This window comes from Nocardioides sp. S5-5, assembly GCF_054954065.1.
Window position 1 is genome coordinate 3326887 of record NZ_CP199913.1, and the last position, 21883, is coordinate 3348769.

At 72.0% G+C, this 21883-nt stretch carries 23 protein-coding genes; 9 read left to right on the forward strand and 14 right to left on the reverse strand.

The window, feature by feature from the left end; translation table 11 throughout:
- The first annotated feature begins 140 nt into the window (after positions 1–140).
- The gene (locus ACUP6Y_RS15785; protein WP_462551707.1) at positions 141–800 is read left to right on the forward strand and encodes an O-methyltransferase; all 660 of its coding nucleotides are present in this window, start codon (positions 141–143) and stop codon (positions 798–800) included.
- 10 nt (positions 801–810) lie between these two features.
- Here the strand turns inward: ACUP6Y_RS15785 and ACUP6Y_RS15790 are convergent, their stop codons facing one another.
- The 7 genes from ACUP6Y_RS15790 to ileS form a co-directional block, all read right to left on the reverse strand.
- Complete coding sequence (locus ACUP6Y_RS15790; protein ID WP_462551708.1) at positions 811–2394, reverse strand: leucyl aminopeptidase family protein; 1584 nt, start codon at positions 2392–2394, stop codon at positions 811–813.
- Positions 2381–2548 (reverse strand): DUF3117 domain-containing protein, encoded by a 168-nt coding sequence (locus ACUP6Y_RS15795; RefSeq protein ID WP_181410991.1) that lies wholly within the window; start codon positions 2546–2548, stop codon positions 2381–2383. Before ACUP6Y_RS15795 ends, ACUP6Y_RS15790 begins: the two co-directional genes overlap by 14 nt.
- 102 nt (positions 2549–2650) lie before the next feature.
- Entirely contained in the window at positions 2651–3316 is a 666-nt protein-coding gene (locus tag ACUP6Y_RS15800) for a DivIVA domain-containing protein (protein ID WP_462551709.1), read from the reverse strand.
- 7 nt (positions 3317–3323) lie between these two features.
- Complete coding sequence (locus ACUP6Y_RS15805) at positions 3324–4052, reverse strand: LOG family protein (protein ID WP_462551710.1); 729 nt, start codon at positions 4050–4052, stop codon at positions 3324–3326.
- Entirely contained in the window at positions 4049–5149 is a 1101-nt protein-coding gene (gene dapE, locus ACUP6Y_RS15810) for a succinyl-diaminopimelate desuccinylase (protein WP_462551711.1), read from the reverse strand. The genes ACUP6Y_RS15805 and dapE overlap by 4 nt, the downstream gene beginning before the upstream one ends.
- 47 nt (positions 5150–5196) lie before the next feature.
- Positions 5197–5907: a GAF and ANTAR domain-containing protein gene (locus ACUP6Y_RS15815; RefSeq protein WP_462551712.1), complete on the reverse strand. Its 711-nt coding sequence runs from the start codon at positions 5905–5907 to the stop codon at positions 5197–5199.
- A 116-nt stretch (positions 5908–6023) separates the two neighbouring features.
- A complete protein-coding gene (gene ileS / locus ACUP6Y_RS15820) occupies positions 6024–9284 on the reverse strand; it encodes an isoleucine--tRNA ligase (protein ID WP_462551713.1) in 3261 nt (1086 codons plus the stop codon).
- 293 nt (positions 9285–9577) lie between these two features.
- On the opposite strand from ileS, the gene ACUP6Y_RS15825 reads away from it, so the two are divergent.
- The 7 genes from ACUP6Y_RS15825 (at position 9578) to ACUP6Y_RS15855 (ending at position 14175) form a co-directional block, all read left to right on the forward strand.
- A complete protein-coding gene (locus tag ACUP6Y_RS15825; protein ID WP_462551714.1) occupies positions 9578–10060 on the forward strand; it encodes a DinB family protein in 483 nt (160 codons plus the stop codon).
- Positions 10061–10074: 14 nt separating this feature from the next.
- A complete protein-coding gene (locus tag ACUP6Y_RS15830) occupies positions 10075–10869 on the forward strand; it encodes an acyl-CoA thioesterase (protein ID WP_462551716.1) in 795 nt (264 codons plus the stop codon).
- 41 nt (positions 10870–10910) lie between these two features.
- Entirely contained in the window at positions 10911–11375 is a 465-nt protein-coding gene (locus ACUP6Y_RS15835; protein WP_462551717.1) for a hypothetical protein, read from the forward strand.
- Between the two features lie 152 nt (positions 11376–11527).
- A complete protein-coding gene (dapD, locus tag ACUP6Y_RS15840; RefSeq protein ID WP_462551718.1) occupies positions 11528–12466 on the forward strand; it encodes a 2,3,4,5-tetrahydropyridine-2,6-dicarboxylate N-succinyltransferase in 939 nt (312 codons plus the stop codon).
- 52 nt (positions 12467–12518) lie between these two features.
- Complete coding sequence (locus ACUP6Y_RS15845) at positions 12519–13478, forward strand: hypothetical protein (RefSeq protein WP_462551719.1); 960 nt, start codon at positions 12519–12521, stop codon at positions 13476–13478.
- Between the two features lie 71 nt (positions 13479–13549).
- Positions 13550–13801 carry a hypothetical protein gene (locus ACUP6Y_RS15850; RefSeq protein ID WP_462551720.1) on the forward strand — a complete coding sequence of 84 codons (252 nt, stop codon included), beginning with the start codon at positions 13550–13552 and terminating at the stop codon, positions 13799–13801.
- Positions 13798–14175: a hypothetical protein gene (locus ACUP6Y_RS15855; RefSeq protein ID WP_462551721.1), complete on the forward strand. Its 378-nt coding sequence runs from the start codon at positions 13798–13800 to the stop codon at positions 14173–14175. The genes ACUP6Y_RS15850 and ACUP6Y_RS15855 overlap by 4 nt, the downstream gene beginning before the upstream one ends.
- On the opposite strand, the gene dapC is transcribed toward ACUP6Y_RS15855, so the two are convergent.
- Positions 14162–15280, reverse strand: coding sequence for a succinyldiaminopimelate transaminase (gene dapC / locus ACUP6Y_RS15860; protein WP_462551722.1), 1119 nt, complete (start codon positions 15278–15280; stop codon positions 14162–14164). The two genes, ACUP6Y_RS15855 and dapC, sit on opposite strands and share 14 nt — an antisense overlap.
- Positions 15281–15285: 5 nt before the next feature.
- A complete protein-coding gene (gene fdxA / locus ACUP6Y_RS15865) occupies positions 15286–15612 on the reverse strand; it encodes a ferredoxin (protein WP_462551723.1) in 327 nt (108 codons plus the stop codon).
- Positions 15613–15691: 79 nt separating this feature from the next.
- On the opposite strand from fdxA, the gene ACUP6Y_RS15870 reads away from it, so the two are divergent.
- Positions 15692–16642: a GNAT family N-acetyltransferase gene (locus tag ACUP6Y_RS15870; RefSeq protein ID WP_462551724.1), complete on the forward strand. Its 951-nt coding sequence runs from the start codon at positions 15692–15694 to the stop codon at positions 16640–16642.
- Here the strand turns inward: ACUP6Y_RS15870 and ACUP6Y_RS15875 are convergent.
- From ACUP6Y_RS15875 to ACUP6Y_RS15895, 5 genes are all read right to left on the reverse strand, one after another.
- On the reverse strand, positions 16603–17574 hold the full coding sequence (locus tag ACUP6Y_RS15875; RefSeq protein WP_462551725.1) for a glycine betaine ABC transporter substrate-binding protein: 972 nt from the start codon (positions 17572–17574) through the stop codon (positions 16603–16605). The two genes, ACUP6Y_RS15870 and ACUP6Y_RS15875, sit on opposite strands and share 40 nt — an antisense overlap.
- Position 17575: 1 nt before the next feature.
- Complete coding sequence (locus ACUP6Y_RS15880) at positions 17576–18394, reverse strand: ABC transporter permease (protein ID WP_462551726.1); 819 nt, start codon at positions 18392–18394, stop codon at positions 17576–17578.
- Positions 18394–19644 (reverse strand): ABC transporter ATP-binding protein, encoded by a 1251-nt coding sequence (locus ACUP6Y_RS15885; RefSeq protein WP_462551728.1) that lies wholly within the window; start codon positions 19642–19644, stop codon positions 18394–18396. Before ACUP6Y_RS15885 ends, ACUP6Y_RS15880 begins: the two co-directional genes overlap by 1 nt.
- Complete coding sequence (locus ACUP6Y_RS15890; RefSeq protein ID WP_462551729.1) at positions 19641–20282, reverse strand: ABC transporter permease; 642 nt, start codon at positions 20280–20282, stop codon at positions 19641–19643. Before ACUP6Y_RS15890 ends, ACUP6Y_RS15885 begins: the two co-directional genes overlap by 4 nt.
- Positions 20283–20454: 172 nt before the next feature.
- A complete protein-coding gene (locus ACUP6Y_RS15895; protein WP_462551730.1) occupies positions 20455–21855 on the reverse strand; it encodes a cystathionine beta-synthase in 1401 nt (466 codons plus the stop codon).
- Between the last annotated feature and the right edge of the window lie 28 nt (positions 21856–21883).

The following is a 21883-nucleotide window of genomic DNA, read 5'->3' on the forward strand; positions in this document are numbered from 1 at the left end:
GTCCTGGCTCCTCTCACCGTAGGGGTGGGAACTGAGCGTTCCCTGTGAACTCCCCATCATCGGCACCAACGATCGGCGACCAGCGGGTGTTCCCGGCGACGGTCCACGGTCCCGGGGCCCGCACGCTCTAGGGTGAGTCCGTGGCTCCGACACCGATCAACGCGACCAGCTGGACCTTCGCCGACACCTACGTCGGGGAGGACGACGTCCTCGCCGCGGCACGCACCCGCGCCGAGGAGGTCGGCGTGACCCCGATCGGCGCCGGCACCGGAGCCACGCTGCGCTTCCTCGCCGCCGCCCTCGAGGCCCGTGCGGTGGTCGAGATCGGCACCGGGACCGGCGTCTCCGGCGTCTGGCTGCTGCGCGGCATGCGCCCCGACGGCGTGCTGACCACCGTCGACGTCGAGGCCGAGCACCAGCGGCTGGCCAAGGAGTCGTTCAAGGACGCCGGCGTCGCGCCCCAGCGGGTGCGCACCATCGCGGGCTCCGCGCTCGACGTCCTCCCCCGGCTCACCGACGGCCACTACGACATCGTGTTCGCCGACGGCGACAAGCGGGAGTACGGCGCCTACCTGGCCGAGGCGCTGCGTCTGCTCCGCCCCGGCGGCGTGGTGGCCTTCGACAACGCGCTGTGGCACGACCGGGTCGCCGACCCGGCCCAGCGCGACGACGAGACGGTCGCGATCCGCGAGCTCGTGCAGCAGGTGGCCGCGACCGAGGGCCTCGTGCCCGCGCTGCTGCCGGTGGGCGACGGCCTGCTGGTCGCGAAGAAGGAGTGGGTCCCGGAGTCCGGCGACTGACTCGAGCCTCTCAGCTCGTGCCGATGCCGGCCACCGGATCGGCCGAGCCGAGCCAGGACAGCAGCAGCCGGGAGCCGAAGCCCGACGGACCGACGGTCCACTCGTGCCACTCCTTCTCCACGTCGCCGACCGAGGCGATGTCGAGGTGCGCCCACGGCACGTCACCGACGAACGGCTGCAGGAACAGCGCGGCCGTGATGGCACCAGGCCCGCCCGGGTCGTTGGCGGCGTCGGCGACCTTGGAGGCCAGCTTGTCCTCGTAGCCGCGGTAGAGCGGGAAGCGCCACAGCGGCTCGCCGGCCCGCGCGCCGGCCCGGTCCAGCGCGGCGGCGAGGGTGTCGTCGTTGGCGAACAGGCCGCCGACCTGCTGGCCGAGCGCGACCTTGACCGCGCCGGTGAGGGTGGCGACGTCGACGACGACGGCCGGGGCGAGCTCGGCCACGGCGTACGCCAAGGCGTCGCCGAGGACCAGGCGGCCCTCGGCGTCGGTGTTGCCGACCTCGGTGGTGCGACCGCCGTGGTGGGTGATCACGTCGCCGGGGCGCAGGGCGCTGCCGGAGATGGCGTTCTCGGCGGCGGCGACCAGTCCGATGACGCGGACCGGGCAGTCGACGTCGGCGAGCGCGGCCATGGTCGCCAGGACCACGGCGCCGCCGGTCATGTCGCGCTTCATCGAGCTCATCGACGCGCCGGGCTTGATGGACAGCCCGCCGGAGTCGAAGGTGATGCCCTTGCCGACCAGGACGACGACCGGCAGCCTCTTGGCGGCGCGGGCGGAGACGCCGGCCGGGGCGTAGTCGAGGCGGATCAGCCGGGGCGGGGTCGCGGAGGCGGCGCCGACGGCGAGGATGCCGCCGAAGCCGTCGCGGGCGAGCTCGTCCTCGTCCCAGATCCGTACGTCGAGCCCGCTCTCCGCGGCGATCTGCTCGGCCTGCGCGGCCAGCCAGGCGGGATTCTTCAGGTTCGACGGCACGGTCGCCAGCAGCCGGGAGCGCCAGCCGGCGCCGCCGAGGGCGACGGCCCGCTCCAGGGCGGCGCGGTCGGTGTCGGCGGCGGCGAGCACCACCCGTCGTACGGGCTGGTGCTCGGGGCCGGTCGAGCGCCAGTGGAAGACGAAGGAGCCGAGCATGGTGCCGGCCACGAAGGCCTCGAGGGCGACCGGGTCGTCGGGTGAGGTGTCCTCGGCGACGGCCGGGATCGAGGTGACGACGGCGGCGCGGTCACGCGCGGCCCTGGCCATCGCGGCGCCCGCGCGACGCAGGTCGATCGGGCGCGCCGCACCGACCCCGACCAGCAGCACGAGGCGCAGCGCCGGGTTGGTCCCCGTGCCGCCCGGCACGGGGACGAGGGCGACCTCGGCGCTCGCCCCGGTCAGGCCGTGGACCTCGGCGATGCCGACCAGGTCGAGGCCGAGCTCGTCGGCCAGCTCCGCGGCACCAGGGCCCAGCAGCAGGCTCCCGTCGTCGCCCGGCAGCACCGGGAGCGCGACGACGTCGACGCCCTTGATGGCGCCGGGGAGCAGCTCGCTGGCGGCGAACTCGGGAGGTGAGACCTGACCCGGCAGCACCGGGTGGCGGGCGTCAGCCGATGACATTCTTCAGCGCGTCACCGAGCGCGGCAGCCTCCTCGGCGTTGAGCTCGACCACGAGCCGGCCACCACCTTCGAGCGGGACGCGCATCACGATGCCGCGACCCTCCTTGGTGACCTCGAGCGGACCGTCGCCGGTCCGAGGCTTCATCGCCGCCATGCGGCACCCCTCTTCCACTACCTCTGCGAGCCGCCGGAGCCCTGTGCCACCGACTGTGCGCAGCATCATTATTCCCCATGGCCCACCAGCCGCGCAGTCGAGTCAGGCGTCAGCGGCCAGCGCGGCGTCCACGAAGTCGATGACGCTGTCGCGCTCGTCGCCGTCGAAGCGCGCCATGGCACGGCCGATCGGGTCCTCGACCCGACCCGATGGCAGCGCCACGACGAGAAGCCCGTCCGACCCGCCGCGGCTCGACCAGGCCGCCCCGGGCAGCGCGCGCACCAGGACCTCGCCCAGATAGGCGCCGGCCGCCCAGACGTCGGCCTCGCCGACCGCCGGGCCGTGTCCGGGGCGGCGCGACCACTGGTCGAGCGAGGACTCCACCTGGTCGACGCTCTCGGCGGAGAAGTCGAGGATGTCGGCTCCCGCCGGATGCTCGGCGGCCCACCTCTCGGCGAGCACCCGCACCAGGACGGCCGGCGCCGGCCCCCGGTCCGGTACGACGGCCGGCCGGTCGCCCTCCAGCTCGCCGGCCAGCCGGGTGAGCAGCGTGTCGACCTCGGCCATCCGGTAGCCGCGCAGCGCGAGCGAGAAGCGCACCCGGCGCAGGTCGTCGGCCCGCACCGGGCCCGCGGCGGGCACGAGCGCGTCCGGCCGGTCGTCGTACGCCGGCGCCATCGGCTCCCCGCGCCCGGAGGCGAGCAGCGCGACGCCGCCCATCGCGAGCACGATGAGCACGGCGAACACCCACATCATCGGGTGGGACATCGGCGCCTCAGCCGTGCTGGTCGCGGGCCGCGACCATCAGGGCCACGGCCTCGTCGACGTCGTCGGTGAGGGTGAGCATGTCGAGGTCGGACTGCTTGATGCGGGCGTCCTCGAGCATCGAGCCCTGCATCCAGTCGATCAGGCCCTGCCAGTGCTCGACGCCCATCAGCACGATCGGGAACTGGGTGATCTTGAGGGTCTGCGCGAGCGTCATCGCCTCGAAGAGCTCGTCGAGGGTGCCGAGGCCGCCGGGCAGCACGACGTAGCCCTGGCTGTACTTCACGAACATCATCTTGCGCACGAAGAAGTACCGGAAGTTGAGCCCGAAGCCGACGTAGTCGTTGAGCTTCGCCTCCCACGGGAGCTCGATGCCGAGGCCGATGCTCTCGCCGCCGGCCTCCATCGCGCCCCGGTTGGCGGCCTCCATCGCGCCCGGGCCGCCGCCGGTGATGACCGCGAAGCCGGCCTTCACGAGGGCGGCGCCGACCCGCACCCCGATGTCGTACGCCGGGTGCGCCTCCTGGATCCGCGCGGACCCGAACACGGAGATCGCCGGACCCACCTCGGCGAGGTCGTTGAAGCCCTCGACGAACTCGGCCTGGATCTTCAGCACCCGCCACGGGTCGGTGTGGACCCAGTCCGCGTCGCCGGTGTTGTCGAGCAGCCGCTGGTCGGTGGTCGACCCCTCGGGACGGCCCACGCTGGGGCGGGGTCCGGGGCCGCTGCGCCTGGTCATCGGTGCTCCTCCTGGGTCTGGTCGGTGAGCCACGCTCGCAGCTGCTGCTCGCAGCGCACGATCTGGGCGACCTCGACGTGCTCGTCCTGCTTGTGGGCCAGCATCGGGTCACCGGGGCCGTAGTTCACGGCCGGCACGCCGAGCACGGTGAACCGGGCGACGTCGGTCCAGCCGAACTTCGGGGCCACCTCACCCCCGACCGCCTCGACGAACGCCTTCGCGGCGGGCCGCTCCAGGCCCGGCAGCGCGCCGGGTGCGGTGTCGGTGAGAGTGATCTCGAAGCCGGCGAAGAAGTCCTCGACGAAGGCGAGCGCCTCGGCCTCGGAGCGATCGGGCGCGAAGCGGAAGTTGACGGTCACCACGCACTCGTCGGGGATCACGTTGCCCGCGACGCCTCCCTTGATGCCGACCGCGTTGAGGCCCTCGTGGTACTCCAGCCCGTCGATCACGGGCCGACGCGCCTCATAGGCGTCGAGCCGGGTCAGGATCTCGGCGACGCGGTGGATGGCGTTCACCCCGCGCCAGCTGCGCGCGGAGTGCGCGCGCTCGCCGGTGGTCCTGACCTCCACCCGCAGCGTGCCCTGGCAGCCCGCCTCGACACCCGCGTTCGACGGCTCCATCAAGATCGCGAAGTCGGCCTCGAGCAGGTCTGGATCGGACTCCCCCAGCAGCCGCAGGCCGTTGTACGCCGACTCGATCTCCTCGGCCTCGTAGAGCACGTAGGTGACGTCGTGGACCGGCTCGGCGACGCTCGCCGCGAGCTTGAGGATGACCGCGTCGCCACCCTTCATGTCGCAGGTGCCGAGGCCGTGCAGGATGCCGGCCTGCTCGTCGTACCGGCTCGGGAGGTTGGCGTTGACCGGCACCGTGTCGAGGTGTCCGGCGATCACGACGCGGCTGGGGCGGCCGAGGTCGGTGCGCGCGACGATCGTGTGGCCCCGGCGGGTCACCCTCAGGTGCGGCAGCGCCCGCAGCGCGGCCTCGACCGCGTCGGCGATCGCCCGCTCCTCGCGGCTGACCGACTCGATGTCGACCAGCCGGCGGGTCAAGGCGACGACGTCGGCGGTGAGATCGAGCTGGGTCGTTGAGCCGGGCACGGGTGACAGTCAACCAGCCGGACGTCCGCCGAGGCGCGACGGGCGGACTACCAGGGCGAGTTGTGGTAGTCGACGATCTTCCGCGCGACCGCCGACACCTTCTCGTTCAGATCACGGCTGCTCTCGCGCAGGAGCTCCCAGGCCCGCTCCTCGTCGACCTTGTGGAAGGCCATGAGCAGTCCGACCGCCTTGCCGATCTCCCGGTTGCTGAGCAGCCCCTCGCGCAGCGTCGCCGCCTGCTCCCGGTGGTGGTCGGCCGCCACCGCCAGCGAGGCGAAGGACGCCAGCACCATGGCCCGGTCGGCGGAGGCGGCGTCGAGACGTCCCGCGGTGTCGCTCCACAGGTTGAGGGCGCCCACCTTGCGCTCGTCCACGATCATGCGCACGCCTGCTCCGCCCCGCACCGGTGTGCGGCTGAGCACGAACCGGGTGAGTCGGGGCCAGGCGGAGCTGACCGCGAGGTCGGGATCCAGATGCATCGTGTCGTCGAGGATCGCGTCGACGCACGGCCCCTCGCGCAGGCGCACCTCTGCCTCGTCGACCGCCTGTGCCACCGGGTCGGTGGCCGCCACGGTGACGAAGCTGCCCTGGCGCAGGAGCACCAGGCTGGCGCGATCGACGCCGGGCACGAGCGCCGGTGCGGCGTCGACGATCGCCTGATGCACCTCGTCCGTGGAGGCGCCGGCGTACACCAGGGCCGCGATCGCCCCGAACGCCTGCACCAGGTCGTCGTCGGGCTGCCCGATGACACGCCGCACTGTCGCCTCTCCTCCCGGCCGCGCAGCCGACGGTCTCTCCCCGGCCACGGCCCCCGCGCGCATCCTATCCGCCTGTGCGCACGGGGCTGCCGGAATCAGCCTGGATCCGAGGGGGCTCAGGCGAGCGCGACCGCGATCGCCGCCTTCTCACCGTCGCCGACGACGACCTCGGTGGCGCCGGCGGGCGCCTCCTCCACCACCGTGTACGACGTCGCCAGGGTCTCCCCCGCGATCAGCGCCTCGTGGGCGCGGGCCGCCGCGAGCACCGGAGCCGCGCCTGCCACGACCAGCTCGATCCGGTCGGTGACCTGGAAGTCCGCGTCCCGGCGCGCCTGCTGGACGGCCCGGACCAGGTCGCGGGCCAGGCCCTCCTCGGCGAGCTCGGGCGTGACGACCGTGTCGAGGACGACGAAGCCGCCTCCGGGCAGCATGGCCGTCCGTGAAGTGACGGTGCCGTCCGCCGCGGCGGCCCCGGTGCCGACCTGGGTCTCGAGGGTGTACTCCCCCTCGACCAGCACAAGCCCACCGGCCGTGACGACACCGTCGGCGGACACCGACCAGTCGCCCGCCTTCGAGCCCTTGATCGCGGCCTGCACGTCCTTGCCGAGGCGCGGGCCGGCGGCACGGGCGTTGACCGAGAGCTTCTGCTCGACGCCGAAGCCCGCGGCCTCCGCGGAGTCGGCGGCGAGCGGGCGCACGGCCTTGACGTTGAGCTCGTCGGCGATGATCGCGGCGAACGGCTGCAGCGCGGCCGGGTCGTCGACCACGACGGTGAGCCCGGCGAGCGGCAGCCGGTTGCGCAGCTTGGCGGCCTTGCGCAGCGCCGAGGTGGTGGAGCAGACCTCGCGCACCTCGTCCATGGCGGCGACCAGGGAGTCGTCGGCCGGCAGCGCGGACACGTCCGGCCAGTCGGCCAGGTGGACCGAGCGGCCGCCGGTCAGGCCCCGCCAGATCTCCTCGGTGGTCAGCGGCAGCAACGGCGCGACGACACGGCACACGACGTCGAGGACGGCGGCGAGGGTCTCGAACGCCTCCGGCTTGCCCTCCCAGAACCGCTCCCGGGAGCGGCGGACGTACCAGTTGGTGAGCACGTCGAGGAAGGAGCGCGTGGTCTCGCAGGCGTCGGCGATCGCGTAGGCGTCCATCTCGGCGGTCAGCTTCTCGACGTACTGCCGGGTCTTGGCGAGCAGGTAGCGGTCGAGCGGGTCGCTCGACGTGGTCGAGCCGGCGGCGTCGTACTGCTCCGCGTTGGCGTAGAGCGCGAAGAAGTACCAGGTGTTCCACAGCGGGATCATCACCTGACGCACGGCGTCGCGGATGCCCTGCTCGGTGACGACCAGGTTGCCGCCGCGCAGGATCGGCGAGGCCATCAGGAACCAGCGCATGGCGTCGGCGCCGTCGCGGTCGAAGACCTCGGAGACGTCGGGGTAGTTGCGCAGCGACTTCGACATCTTGTTGCCGTCGGAGCCGAGCACGATGCCGTGGCTGATGCACGACGAGAACGCCGGCTTGTCGAAGAGCGCCGTGGCCAGGATGTGCAGGGTGTAGAACCAGCCGCGGGTCTGGCCGATGTACTCGACGATGAAGTCCGCCGGGAAGTGGTTCTCGAACCACTCCTTGTTCTCGAACGGGTAATGCACCTGCCCGAAGCTCATCGAGCCCGAGTCGAACCACACGTCGAGGACGTCGGCGACGCGGCGCATCGTCGACTGCCCGGTCGGGTCGTCCGGGTTGGGCCGGGTCAGGTCGTCGACCCACGGCCGGTGCAGGTCCGGCTGGCCCTGCGCGCCCCGCGGAAGCCGGCCGAAGTCGCGCTCGATCTCCGCGAAGGAGCCGTAGACGTCGATGCGGGGGTACGCCGGGTCGTCCGACCGCCACACCGGGACGGGCGAGCCCCAGAACCGGTTGCGGGTGATCGACCAGTCGCGGGCGTTGTCGACCCACTTGCCGAACTGGCCGTCCTTGATGTGCTCGGGCACCCACCGGATGCCCGTCCCGTCGAACCCGGTGTTGAGCTCGGCCATCCGCTTCTTGATCGCGGTGACCTCGACGAACCAGCTGCTCACGCCCTTGTAGATCAGGGGCTCGCGGCAGCGCCAGCAGTGCGGGTACGAGTGGTCGTAGGTCTCGCGGCGCAGCAGCACCGTGCCCGGGGTGACCGCACCGCCGGCGCTCTTGAGGTCGTCGATGATGTGCGGGTTGGCGTCGAAGACCAGCATCCCGGCGTACTCGGCGACGGGCGCGGTGAACCGGCCGTCCTTGCCGACCGGCATGACCGGCTCGATGCCCTCGCGGTCGGTGACCTCCTTGTCGACCTCGCCGAAGGCTCCGGCGCTGTGGACCAGGCCGGAGCCGTCGGTGGTGGTGACCGCCTCGTCGACGGCCACGACGCGGAAGGCGTTGGCGTGGTCGGCGTAGTAGGCGAACGGCGGCGCGTAGGTGAGGCCGAGCAGGTCGGATCCCTTGCCCCGCCAGGTGATCGTGGGCTCGTCGCCGAGCTCGCGGGCGTACGCCGCGAGGCGGGCCTCGGCGAGGACCAGCCGGTCGCCCTCGTGGTCGACCACGACGTAGTCGATGTCGGTGCCGACCATCACCGCGAGGTTGCTGGGCAGGGTCCAGGGGGTCGTCGTCCAGATGAGCAGCTTGGCGCCCTCGAAGGCACCGGGGGTGGTGATCGCGAAGCCCACGGTGACGGCGGGGTCCTGGCGCATCTGGTAGACGTCGTCGTCCATCCGCAGCTCGTGGTTGGACAGCGGCGTCTCGTCGTTCCAGCAGTAGGGCAGCACCCGGAAGCCCTCGTAGACCAGGCCCTTGTCGAACAGGCTCTTGAAGGCCCACAGCACCGACTCCATGAACTCGGGGTTCATGGTCTTGTAGTCGTTGTCGAAGTCGACCCAGCGCGCCTGGCGGGTGACGTAGTCGCGCCACTCGCCGGTGTACTTGAGCACCGACGCGCGGCAGGCGTCGTTGAACTTGTCGATGCCCATCTCGACGATCTCGTCGGTGGTCTTGATGCCGTTGAGCCGCATCGCCTCGAGCTCGGCAGGCAGGCCGTGGGTGTCCCAGCCGAAGCGGCGCTCGACGCGCTTGCCGCGCATCGTCTGGTAGCGCGGGACGATGTCCTTGACGTAGCCGGTGAGCAGGTGGCCGTAGTGGGGCAGGCCGTTGGCGAACGGTGGGCCGTCGTAGAAGACGAACTCGTTCTCGCCCTGGGCGCCGGGGTCGCGCTGCTCGACGCTGGCGCGGAAGGTGTCGTCCTCGGCCCAGTAGGCGAGGACCCCCTCCTCGATCCGCGGGAAGCGCGGCGAGCTCGGGACGGCACCCTGGTCGGTCGTGGGGCCGGCGGTCGGGTCGGTGGTGACCTTCGGATAGGTCATCGGGCTGTGGTCTCCTGCGTCGTCGTTTTCCTGGACGAGGACGACGTCTGCCGCGGTACCACCTCGCTTGCCCCGGTCTCGTGACGGTTGCCTGCGCAACCTCCTCGACCTCCGAGGCCTCTCGTTCACGGCTGTGACGGGCCTGCCCGCCGGGTTCTACTTGCCCCCACGTGCTGCTGAGGGCTTTCTTCCCGGAGCTCGCCGCTGATGACGGCTCGAACGCTGTGGTCCCAGGGTACGGTGCGCGGGCCGTCGGACGGAAACCGGATTGCGGGCGGTCCTACGGTGGGCCCATGACGGGCGAGCTGGCGAACTACCGCGACTACCTGGCGCAGTACCGCGCGACCCTCGAGCGCAAATGCGCCGGCCTGACCCCGGAGCAGCTGGCGACCCGGTCGGTGCCGCCGAGCTCGCTGAGCCTGCTCGGCCTGGTGCGGCACCTCGCCCGGGTCGAGCACTTCTGGTTCCAGCGCGCGCTGGTCGAGGTCGAGGGCGAGCGGATCTACGACGACGGCGACGCCGGCTTCGCGGCCGTCGAGCCGAGCGACGCGGCCGTCGCCGAGGCCTGGGCCGCCTGGCGTGAGCAGGTCACGCTCGCCGACGCCTTGCTGGACCGGATGGCCGACGAGGGCCTCGGCCGGGTGGTGACCTTCCGCCGGGGCACCGAGACGGCCAGTGTCCGCGACATCCTGGTCCACATGGTTGAGGAGTACGCCCGCCACTGCGGGCACGCCGATCTGCTCCGGGAGTGCCTCGACGGCGTCACCGGCGAGTGAGCGAGGATGGCCCGGTGAGCTACCTCCTCGACGACGCCGTCGCGTCGGAGCCCCTCGGCGGCGGCGTCCACCGGGTCCAGGTCACCGCCGACTGGAACACCGCCAACCGCACGCCGAACGGCGGCTACGTCCTGGCCCTGCTCCAGCACGCCGTGCTCCAGGAGTCGGCGCACCCGGACGCGCTGAGCATCTCGATCACCTACTTCCGCCCCGCCCTGCCCGGCCCGGCCGACGTCCAGGTGCGGGAGGTGCGCAAGGGCCGCCGTGTATCGACATACGACGCCGTCCTGGTGCAGGAGGCCAAGGAGATCGCGCACGCCGTGGTCAGCACCCACGACTGGGACGCGACCGGCTCGGTCGAGCACACCCCGCACACGGCGCCCGACGTGCCCCGGCCCGAGGACTGCGCCGACGCGAGCGAGCTGATCCCGGCCGGCATGGTGCCGATCCTCGACCGCTACAGCTACCGCGCCCCCGTCGTCGCCGGCTGGCTGCGCGGCGAGCCCACCGGAGTCCCCGAGTCGCTGTGCTGGATCCGCGCCGTCGACGAGCGGCCGGTCGACGCGCTGCTGGCCGGCGCGATGGTCGACGCGTTCCCTCCGGTGACCGCCGAGATCGGGCACCTCGCCTCGGCGACCATCCAGCTCACCGTCCACTACCGTCGGCGCCCCGCGACCGTGTGGGCGCTGGGCCACGTCACCACCCGCCACGTCATCGCCGGCTACCACGACGAGGACGTCGAGCTGTGGGACGAGCAGGGCCGGCTGATCGCCCAGGGCCGCCAGCTGGCGATCCTGGCGGAGGGCTGAGCCTGCCGGGGATCGGGCGGTGCGGCAGGTAGTCTGAGCCGATGAGTGCTCGCCAGCTCCTCGCCCGCCTCGCCCTGGCGGCGGTGGGAGCAGGCGCGGCGGTGGTGGCCGGACTGGTGGCGGCGGACAAGGTCCTCGTCCACGGCTTCAGCGTCACCTGCAGCGACGGGCACCCCGAGTACGACCCCGCCGTCTGCGGCGTGAGCTGGGGGCCCGGGCTTCCGTGGGTGGCCGCGGCGCTCCTCGGGCTGGCCGTCGTCGCGCTCGCGGTCGCGCAGCAGGCCTTCACCCGCTGGCTGCTCATCGCCGGCGGCGCGGTCACCTCGCTGCTCGCCGTCTTCCTGCTGGTGACGCTGACCTGGGTCCCGGTCAACCCCCGCTACCCGGAGCCGGCCGCGCCCCAGCTGGTGCTGCTCGCCTGCGGCGCGGTCGCGGCGATCGCCGGTCTGCGGCTGAGGTCGCGCGCGGGCGACGGACGGCCGGGGGTCACCGCTCCGCCACGGTGACCTCGAGGCGGACCGGGCTGTCCTCGCCGCAGCCGGCCAGGGACAGGCCGGCGAGCAGGAGGGGCGCGAGAAGGAGGCGGGTTCCGAGAGCCATGTCCGTCCGACGACGCCGCGCGTCCGCCGGTTCCGACGACGCCCTAGAATCTCCTCACGTGACTGCCGCTTGGGGCTTCGGCCTGACGACCTACGCCGCCGACCAGACCGTGCTCGACACCTGGTTCCCCGGGCCCGCGCTGGGCGAGAGGCCCGTCGACGCGCAGGCTCCCGCCGAGCTGCTCGCGCTGGAGGGCACCGACGACGCGCGCGGGGTCACCCGCAGGGTCAACCTGGTGGAGATCGCCGACCTGGCCGCCGCGCCGGTCGACACCGTCGAGGTGTGGCTGCGCCTTCACCTGCTCTCCCACTGCCTCGTCGCGCCCCACGACCAGAGCCTCGAGGGCATCTTCGGCCTGCTGACCAACGTCGTGTGGACCTCGGCCGGCCCGTGCGCGGTCGAGGGCTTCGAGCTGACCCGGGCTCGGCTGCGGGCCGCGGGCCAGCACGTCACCGTGTACGGCGTCGACAAGTTCCCGCGCCTGGTCGACTACGTGATCCCGGCGGGGGTCCGGATCGCCGACGCCGGCCGGGTCCGCCTCGGCGCACACCTCGCCGCGGGCACCACCGTCATGCACGAGGGCTTCGTGAACTTCAACGCCGGCACGCTCGGCACCTCGATGGTCGAGGGCCGGATCTCGGCGGGCGTCGTCGTGGGCGACGGCTCCGACATCGGCGGCGGCGCCTCGATCATGGGCACCCTGTCCGGCGGCGGCAAGCAGGTCATCTCGGTCGGGCAGCGCTGCCTGCTCGGCGCCAACGCCGGCATCGGCATCTCCCTCGGCGACGACTGCGTCGTCGAGGCGGGCTGCTACGTCACCGCCGGCACCAAGGTGACCGTGCTCGAGCCCGGCCAGGACGCCCGGGTCGTGAAGGCGGCCGAGCTGTCCGGCGCCAGCAACGTGCTGTTCCGCCGCAACTCGGTGTCGGGCGCGATCGAGGCGGCGCCGTGGCAGGGCGAGGGCATCGCCCTCAACGCCGCGCTGCACGCCAACTGATCGCCGCGCTGAGCGCACCCCTGCGTCACCACAGCCCACGCACACTGGTCCCGTGAAGAGCAGGGCGTGGGGCGTCGTCGTCGCCATCACGGTCCTCGCGACCGCGGTGGCGATCGGCATCGGCGTGCTCCGGGCCACCGACGAGCTGGTCGGCGGCCCGAGCGGTGACTGCACGGTCACCGTCGCCGACCACACCGTCGACATCAGCGGGGAGCAGGCCGAGAACGCGGCACTGATCGCATCGATCGCCGTACGCCGGGGGCTGCCGGCCCGGGCGACCTCGATCGCGCTGGCGACGGCGTACCAGGAGTCGAAGCTGCGCAATATCAACTATGGGGACCGGGACTCGCTCGGGCTGTTCCAGCAGCGCCCGTCGCAGGGCTGGGGCACCCGCAAGCAGATCCTCGACCCGGTCTACGCGACCAACGCGTTCTACGACGCGCTGGTGAAGGTCGACGGCTACGAGAGCATGGAGATCACGGTCGCCGCCCAGCGGGTGCAGCGCTCCGCCTTCCCCGATGCGTACGCCGACCACGAGGCCGACGGCCGCGCCCTCGCCTCCGCGCTGACCGGCTACTCGCCCGCCACCTTCAGCTGCGACCTCGCCGGCGGCGCGCCCACCGCCGACGCCGAGCCGGCCGCCAGCGGACTCACCCCGCGCGCCGACGAGGTCCGCACCGAGCTGCTCACCCGCTTCGGCAGGCTCCAGCTCGGCGGCTTCGATCCCGACGGCGTGTCCACCGGCCACATGGAGGGCTCGGCGCACTACGACGGCCGCGCGATCGACGTGTTCGTGCGGCCGATCTCCAAGCCGAACAAGGCGAAGGGCTGGGCGATCGCGCACTGGTCGGTCGCCAACGCCGCCCGGCTCCGGATCCGCACGGTCATCTTCGACGACCGGATCTGGACCGCCGGGCGCCAGGGCTGGCGCGACTACGACCCGCCGTCGTCCTCGGGGGACCGCAAGGTGCTCGAGCACCGGGATCATGTGCATGTCGACGTGTTCCGCTGACCTGGGACGAGATATCCACAGGCTCCGGGATCGACAGTGCGCATACGATTGTATGCGTCTACGCTGGAGACATGACTCGGATCACCATCAACCTCGACGACGACACCGGCAACGCCGTGCGCGAGGCGGCGGCGACCTCCGGCGAGTCCGTGAGCGCCTGGATGACGCGGGCCGCCCAGATGAAGCTGCGCAACCAGCTGTTGGGCAAGGCGCTCGACGACTACGAGGCCGAGTACGGCGCGTTCACCGAGGAGGAGCTGGCCGAGGCCCGCGCCTTCTTCCGTCAAGAGCCCGGCCGCTGGAAGGAGGAGCCCACACCATGACCCTGGTCCTGGACGCCGGTGCACTGCTCGCCGTCGAATGGCGCAACCGGGCGGTGCTGGCGAAGATCCGAACGGCGCACGAGGAGGGCATGGCGGTGCGGACCAGCAGCGGGGCAGTGGCCCAGGTGTGGCGCAACGGAGCCCGGCAGGCGCTGCTGGCGACGACACTGCGCGGCATCGACGAGCAGCCGATCGACGCCGGGTCGTCCCGGCGGATCGGCCGCCTCCTCGCCAACACGGGCACCAGCGACATCGTCGATGCCCACATCGCCGTGCTGTGCCCCGACGACGCTCACGTGCTGACGTCCGACCCGGACGACCTCGACCACCTGCTGGCCGCGCTCGGCCGCACCGCGACGATCAGCCGCGTGTGAGCCGCTCCACCGCCGCGGCGATCCGCTCGTCGGTGGCGGTGAGCGCGACCCGCACGTGGTGCGAGCCGGCGGCGCCGTAGAAGGCGCCGGGGGCGACCAGGATGCCCTGGGCGGCCAGCTCGGCGACCAGCTCCCAACAGTCCGGGCCGTCGGGGCCCTTGGTGGTCCACAGGTACAGCGACGCCTCGGAGTGCTCGATGGTGTAGCCGGCGGCCTCGAGCGCCGCCCGGAGCGTCGTACGACGGGCGAGGTAGCGCTCGCGCTGCTCCTTGACGTGCGCCTCGTCGCCGAGGACCGCGGCCATGGCGTGCTGCTGGGGCGCGGGCATCATCAGGCCCAGGTTCTTGCGGACCGCGAGCAGCTCGGCGATCACCTCGCGGTCACCGGCGACGAAGGCGCAGCGGTAGCCGGCGAGGTTGGACCGCTTCGAGAGCGAGTGGACGACCAGGATGCCCTCGGCGGACCCGCCGCAGATGTCGGGGTGCAGCACGGAGAGGGCCTCGCCCTCCCAGACGCAGTCGAGGTAGCACTCGTCGGAGACGAGCAGCACCCCGCGCTCGCGGCACCAGTCGACGACCTTCTTGAGGTGCTCCTTGGGAAGCACCCGGCCGGACGGGTTGGACGGCGAGTTCACCCACAGCAGCTTCGGGGTCTCGGGACCGAAGGCGGTGAGTGAGTCGGTCGCCATCGCGCGAGCACCGACCAGCGCGGCGCCGACCTCGTAGGTCGGGTAGGCCAGCGCCGGGTAGCCGATCAGGTCGCCGGCTCCGAGTCCGAGGTGGGTCGGCAGCGAGGCGATGAACTCCTTGGAGCCGATCAGCGGGAGCACCTGGTCGAGACCCAGTCCGGTGACGCCGTGGGTGCCGGCCAGCCAGTCGACGACTGCCTGCCGGACCTCCGGGACACCCACGGTGAGCGGGTACCCGGGGGCGTCGGCGGCGGCGACCAGCGCGTCACGCGCGACCGACGGCGTCGGGTCGACCGGAGTGCCGATCGACAGGTCGACGATCCCGTCGGCGTGCGCGCGCGCCTGCGCGGCGTACGGGGTCAGCTTGTCCCAGGGGAAGTCGGGCAGCCGGCCCGAGACGGCTCCCGGCGTCGCCAAGGGTCTCAGTGATCCTGGTTCTGCGGGTCGAGGCCCGCGATGAACTCGGCGTCCTTGTCGATCTCACCCATCTTGGCGGCACCGCCGGGCGAGCCGAGGTCGTCGAAGAACTTCACGTTGGCGTCGTAGTAGTCCTTCCACTCCTCCGGCACGTCGTCCTCGTAGAAGATCGCCTCGACCGGGCAGACCGGCTCGCAGGCACCGCAGTCGACGCACTCGTCGGGGTGGATGTAGAGCATCCGCTTGCCCTCGTAGATGCAGTCGACGGGACACTCGTCGACGCACGCACGGTCCTTGACGTCGACGCACGGCTGCGAGATGACGTAGGTCATCGATTCCTCCTGAGACCAACGAGCGCGGATGCTCGACACGAAAGTGTTTCGTGTCGAGGCTCAGCCTAGTATCCCCGTCGTGCCGGACACGCCAGGACCCCCAGATCTGGGACAGCATCTGCTCGGCCCCCACGTGGTGGGCCAGCGGGTCGTCGTCCGCCGGCTGCTGCGCGGCCGGACCGGCCCCTCGGGCGGGCCGGCGCTCACCGACGTGCTCGGCACCTGCCTGTCGTGGGCCGACGGCGCGTGCGTCGTCCAACCCGAGACGGGCGTCGCGGTGACGATCGCGATCGCCGACATCGTCTCCGGCAAGCCGGTCCCGCCGCGGCCCTCGGTCCGCCACCGGGTCGGGGTGCGCGAGTCCGAGGGGCGCACGGCGTCGCTGTGGCCCGACCTCGAGCGGGTGCCGCTCGGCGAGTGGGAGCTGCGCGCCCAGCGGCCGCCGGTCGACGTGCTCCGCAAGCGGGCCAACTCCTGCCTGGCCATCGGGGATCCCGGCCGCCCGGTGGCCGCGGCCCTCACCGAGGTGCTCGCCTTCTACGCGGCGCGCGGGCGCGACCCGCTGGTCCAGGTCGAGGCCGGCTCCGCTGTCGAGGACCAGCTGCGCGCGCTCGGCTGGACCGACCTGGGGTACGGCGAGGCCGAGCTCCGCCTGGCCGGAACGGCCCGGGTCCGGCGGGCGCTGGGCCGCCGGAGGCAGGGCGCCGACCTGGAGGTGTCCGGGCCTCGGGCGGTGGCGACCATCGGCGCCGGCTGCGACCCGCTGGCCGAGGCGCGGGCCCGGCTCGACGGCGACTGGCTCGGGGTCTACGGCCTGACCGTCGACCCCGGCCACCGTCGGCGCGGGCTGGCCGGCGACGTGCTGGCCGAGCTGGTGACCTGGGGCACCGAGCAGGGCGCGCTGACCGTGTGGCTGCACGTCGAGACCGCCAACGAGGCCGGCCTGGCGTTCTGGGACGCCCTCGGGTTCACCCCGCACCACACCTGCCGCTATCTCTCGATGAACCCCTGGTCCACGAGCCAGTCGTAGGCCACGTCCGTCGGCTCCCGACCGTCCACGTCGACCTCGGCGTTCATCTTGATCAGCTCCTCGTCGGTGAGCTTCTCGGTCACCGGGGCCATCAAGTCCTCGATCTGCGGGTACTTGTCGAACAGCTCCTCGCGCACGACCAGGGACACGTTGTACTTCGGGAAGTAGGACTGGTCGTCCTCGAGCACACTCAGGTCGAGGGCCAGGATCCGGCCGTCGGTGGTGAAGACCTCGCCGAGCACGCACTCTCCGCGGGCGGTGGCGTCGTAGATCGCGCCGGTCTGGAAGGTCTTCAGTTGACTGCCCGACGCCGTGAGCCCGTACTTCTCCAGCATCCCGGGCAGTCCGTCGTTGCGATTGGTGAACTCGGTCTCGACGCAGTAGGTCTGTGCCTCCTTCGGCAGCTTCTTGATGTCCGACAGCGTCGAGATGCCGTACTTCTCCGCGCTCTGCTTGGTGATCGCGAAGCCGTAGGTGTTGTTCATCGGCGCCGGCGGCAGCCAGACCAGGCGGTTCTTCGCCAGGTCCTCGTCGCGGACCGCCTCGTACTGCTCCTGCTCGTCGGGGATCGGGTCGTCGTGGAGCAGGTAGTTGATCCACCCGGTTCCGGTGTACTCCCACATCGCGTCGATCTGGCCCTCGACCTCCGCCTGCCGGGCCGCGGTGCTGCCCGGGATGTTGGTGAGGTCGGTGACCTCGGCACCGGCCGCCTGGAGCATGATCAACGCGATCTTGCCGAGGATGATGTTCTCGCTGAAGTTCTTCGAGCCGACCGCGATCTCGGCGCCCTCGAGCGACGCCGCGTCGGCGCCCGTCAGCCGCGCGGCCGGTACGACCCCGCCGGCGGTCTGCAGGCCGCAGCCGGTCATCGCGGTCATCGCCGTCGCGAACGCCCCGGCCAGGGCGACGGAGGCACGGAGGCGGACAGACATCTCAGATCCCCTTCGGTCGGGCCAGCACCTCGAGCACCCGGCCGATCCACTCCACGAGGAGGGCGATGAGCGCGACGAGGACCGCTCCGGCGACCATCAGCGAGAAGCGGAAGAGCGTGATGCCGGTGTTGATCATCTCGCCCAGGCCGCCCGCCCCGATGAAGAAGGCGAGGGCGGCGGTGCCCGCGATCAGGACCAGCGCGGTGCGCAGGCCGGCCATGATGACCGGCACGGCCAGCGGCAGCTCGATCCGCATCAGCGTGCCCGCGGGCGTCATGCCGATGCCGCGGCCGGCCTCGACCAGGGTCGGGTCGACTCCCTGCAGACCGGTGATGGTGTTGCGCAGCACCGGCAGGAAGCCGTACAGGGTCAGAGCCAGCACGGCGACCCAGAAGCTGCTCCATCCGGTCAGCCACAGGAACAGCAGCACGATCAGGCCCACCGCCGGCGCGGCCTGGCCGGCGTTGGCCACGCCCACCACGAGCGGCGCCGCGGCCTTGGCCCGGCCCCGGGTGAGGAGCACGCCTGCCGGGATCGCGGTGAGGACCACGAACGCCGCCGAGACGAAGGTCAGCCGCAGGTGCTCGATGATCAGCGAGGTGATCTCGCTCCAGCGCAGCTGGTTCGTCTCGACGCTGTCCAGGTCCGAGGCGCCCCGCCAGATCACGAAGCCGAGGAACACCAGCACGATCAGGACTGGCGGGACGACCAGCATCAGCAGCATCTCGCGCGAGATGCGGCCGCCGGTCCTCGTCGCAGTCGGCTCCGGCCCGGTCTCGGCGGGGGCGCTGTCGAGCGCCGCGGGCGTCTGGGCGGACATCAGACCTCGCTCCCGTGCGACTCCTCGCCCTGCGTCGCGGTCGGGGCGGGCGTCACGGCGGCGCTCGCCGCGTCGGCCTCGGCCCGCTCCTCCAGCAGTCGCATGTGCTGGGTGACGGCGGCGAAGTCGACGACGCCGATGTACTGGTCACGGTCGCCGGTGACGACCACTCCCCCGTGGCTGCTGGTCAGCATGGTGTCCAGCGCGTCGTTGAGCGTCGCCCGCCGGTCGAGGTTGATCAGGTCCTCGGTGCCCTCGTGGATGACGTCGCCCCTGAGCTGGCGCAGCCAGGGCCAGGCCACCGGGCGGTTACGATGGTCCAGCACGACGACGGCCGAGTCGCCGTTGGCTTGCGCTCGCTGGCGCACCTCGCCGGTCGACTCGCCCACCTTCGCGGTGGTCGGGTGCCGCAGGTCGACCTCGGAGACCCGCGCCAGCGACAGCTGCTTGAGGGTGGAGCCCGCGCCGACGAAGTCGGCGACGAAGTCGTTCGCCGGTGCGGCGAGCAGGTTCTCGGGAGTGTCGTACTGGGCGATGCGCGCGCCCTCCTGTAGCAGCAGGACCCGGTCGCCGAGCTTGATCGCCTCGTCGATGTCGTGCGTGACGCACACGATCGTCTTGCGCAGCTCGCGCTGGATGCTGAGCATCTCGTCCTGCAGCCGCTGACGGGTGATCGGGTCGACCGCGCCGAACGGCTCGTCCATCAAGATGACCGGCGGGTCCGCGGCCAGGCCGCGGGCGACGCCGACACGCTGCTGCTGGCCACCGGACAGCTCGCGCGGGTACCGGTCGCGGTACTTGACCGGGTCCAGGCCGACCAGGTCGAGCAGCTCGTCGACCCGGGCGGCGATGCGCGACCTGTCCCAGCCCAGCAGCTTGGGCACGGCGCCGATGTTGGCGGCGACGGTGTGGTGCGGGAAGAGGCTGCCGCCCTGGATCACGTAGCCGATCTTGCGGCGCAGCGAGGTGGCGTTCTCCTGGCGCACGTCCTTGCCGTCGATGGTGATCGTGCCGGAGGTCGGCTCGATCAGGCGGTTGATCATCTTCAGTGAGGTCGTCTTGCCGCACCCGGAGGGCCCGATGAACATCACGAACTCGCCGGCGGGGATGGTGAGCGAGAGGTCGTCGACCGCCGCCGCCTTCTGGCCGGGATACCTCTTGACGACGTTCTCGAGGCGGATCTCGGCGCCGCTGATCTCGCCCGGCGTGGCGTCCGAGGCCGTCGATCCGGGGGACGTGTCGGTGCTCATGCGCGGATTCCCTTCGAGATGGTGACGCGGCCGAGGAGCAGCAGGAGTGCGTCGGCGAGCAGGGCGATGACCACGATCGCGACCGTGGCGACCAGGACGTAGTCGAGCGCGGTCGCGCCGCCCTGGCGGGCGAGACCGGTGAAGATGTACTCGCCGAGGCCGGGGCCCTTGACGTAGCCGGCGATCGCCGCGACGCCCATCGACATCTGCAGCGAGATCCGCATCCCGGCGAGGATCACCGGCCAGGCCAGCGGCAGCCGGACCTTGGCCAGCACGCCGAGCTCGGTCATGCCCATGCCCCGGGCCGACTCGACCAGGGTCGCGTCCACCCCCTGCAGGCCGACCACGGCGTTGCGCAGGATCGGCAGCGTCGCGTAGAAGGTCACGCAGATGACGGCCGTCGTGACACCCAGGCCCGACAGCGGGAGCAGGATGCCGATCAGCGCGAAGGACGGCAAGGTCAGCCCGATCGCCGACAGGGCGTTGGCCACCGGCTCCAGGCGCGGAGTGCCGGTGATCAGCACGGCCAGCCCGACGGCGATCACGGTCGCCAGGAGCACACACTGCACGACCAGGCTGAGATGTTGGTAGGTGAGGAAGGCGATGTCGCCACGGCGGCTCGAGATGAAGTCCCACACGGGCTCGGAAGCACCTCCGGACGAGCCACGTCGGAGCTTCCCGTCATACCCCGGAATGGTCGATCGGCGGACCGCGGCTCCTGTTCACCACACCACAGACCGCCCTCGTGTGGCCAACTTGGCGGGTTCCTCGGCGTGTTCCCCGCATCCCGCGGGAGCGAGGGACCGGGCGTCAGCCGCGCGCGAGGAAGTTGAGCAGGTCGTGCCGAGTGAGCACGCCGATCGGCTTGCCGTCCTCGTGGACCACGACGGCGTCGGCCGACTCCAGCAGCGGCACGGCCGCGGTCGCGTCCTCGGTCGAGCCGATCGTCGGCAGCGCCGCCGACATGTGCTGCTCGACCGAGTCGGTCAGCTTGGCCTTGCCGGTGAACAGCGCGTCGAGCAGGGCCCGCTCGGAGACCGAGCCCGCGACCTCGGCCGCCACGATCGGCGGCTCCGCGCGCACGACGGGCATCTGCGAGACGCCGTACTCCTGGAGGATCTGGACCGCCTCGGCGATGGTCTCGTTGGGGTGGGTGTGCACGAGCGCGGGCATCCCCTGCGACTTGCCGCGCAGGACCTCCCCGATGGTCTGCGCCGGGCGCGGCTGGCCGGTGCTGAAGCCGTACTGCGCCAGCCAGTCGTCGTTGAACACCTTGCTGAGGTAGCCGCGACCGGAGTCGGGCAGCAGCACGACGATCACGGCGTCGTTCGCCCCGGCCTCGGCGAGCTCCTGGGCGAGCTGGCGCGCGGCGTACGCGGCCATGCCCGAGGAGCCGCCCACCAGGAGCGCCTCCTCGCGCGCGAGGCGGCGGGTGAAGGCGAACGAGTCGGCGTCGGAGACCTCGATGATCCGGTCCGCGATCTCGCGGTCGTAGGTCTCGGGCCAGAAGTCCTCGCCGACGCCCTCGACGAGGTACGGGCGACCGGTGCCGCCGGAGTAGACGGAGCCCGCCGGGTCGGCGCCGACCACCTGGACGGCGCCCCCTTCCCTGTCGGCAGAGTGCTCCTTGAGATAGCGGCCGATGCCGGAGATGGTGCCGCCGGTGCCGACGCCAGCGACGAAGTGCGTGATCCGGCCCTCGGTCTGGCGCCACAGCTCGGGGCCGGTCTCCTCGTAGTGGGAGCGCGGGTTGTGGGGGTTGGAGTACTGGTCGGGCTTCCAGGCACCGGGCTGGTTGGCGAGCCGGTCGGACACGTTGTAGTAGGAGTCGGGGTGCTCCGGGGCGACGGCGGTCGGGCACACGACCACCTCGGCGCCGTACGCCTTGAGGACGTTGCGCTTGTCCTCACTCACCTTGTCGGGGCACACGAAGATGCAGTGGTAGCCCTTCTGCTGGGCCACCATCGCCAGCCCGACGCCGGTGTTGCCGGACGTCGGCTCGACGATCGTGCCGCCCGGCTGCAGCGCGCCGGAGGCCTCGGCGGCCTCGATCATACGGGTGGCGATGCGGTCCTTCACCGAGCCGCCGGGGTTGAGGTACTCCACCTTGGCCAGCACCAACGGTCCGTCGGCGGGCAGGTCGAGGGAACGGTTGAGCCGGACCAGCGGGGTGTTGCCGATCAGCTCCAGCAGGGACTCGACGTACTCCATGCGACCACCGTATCGGTGTCTCCGTAGC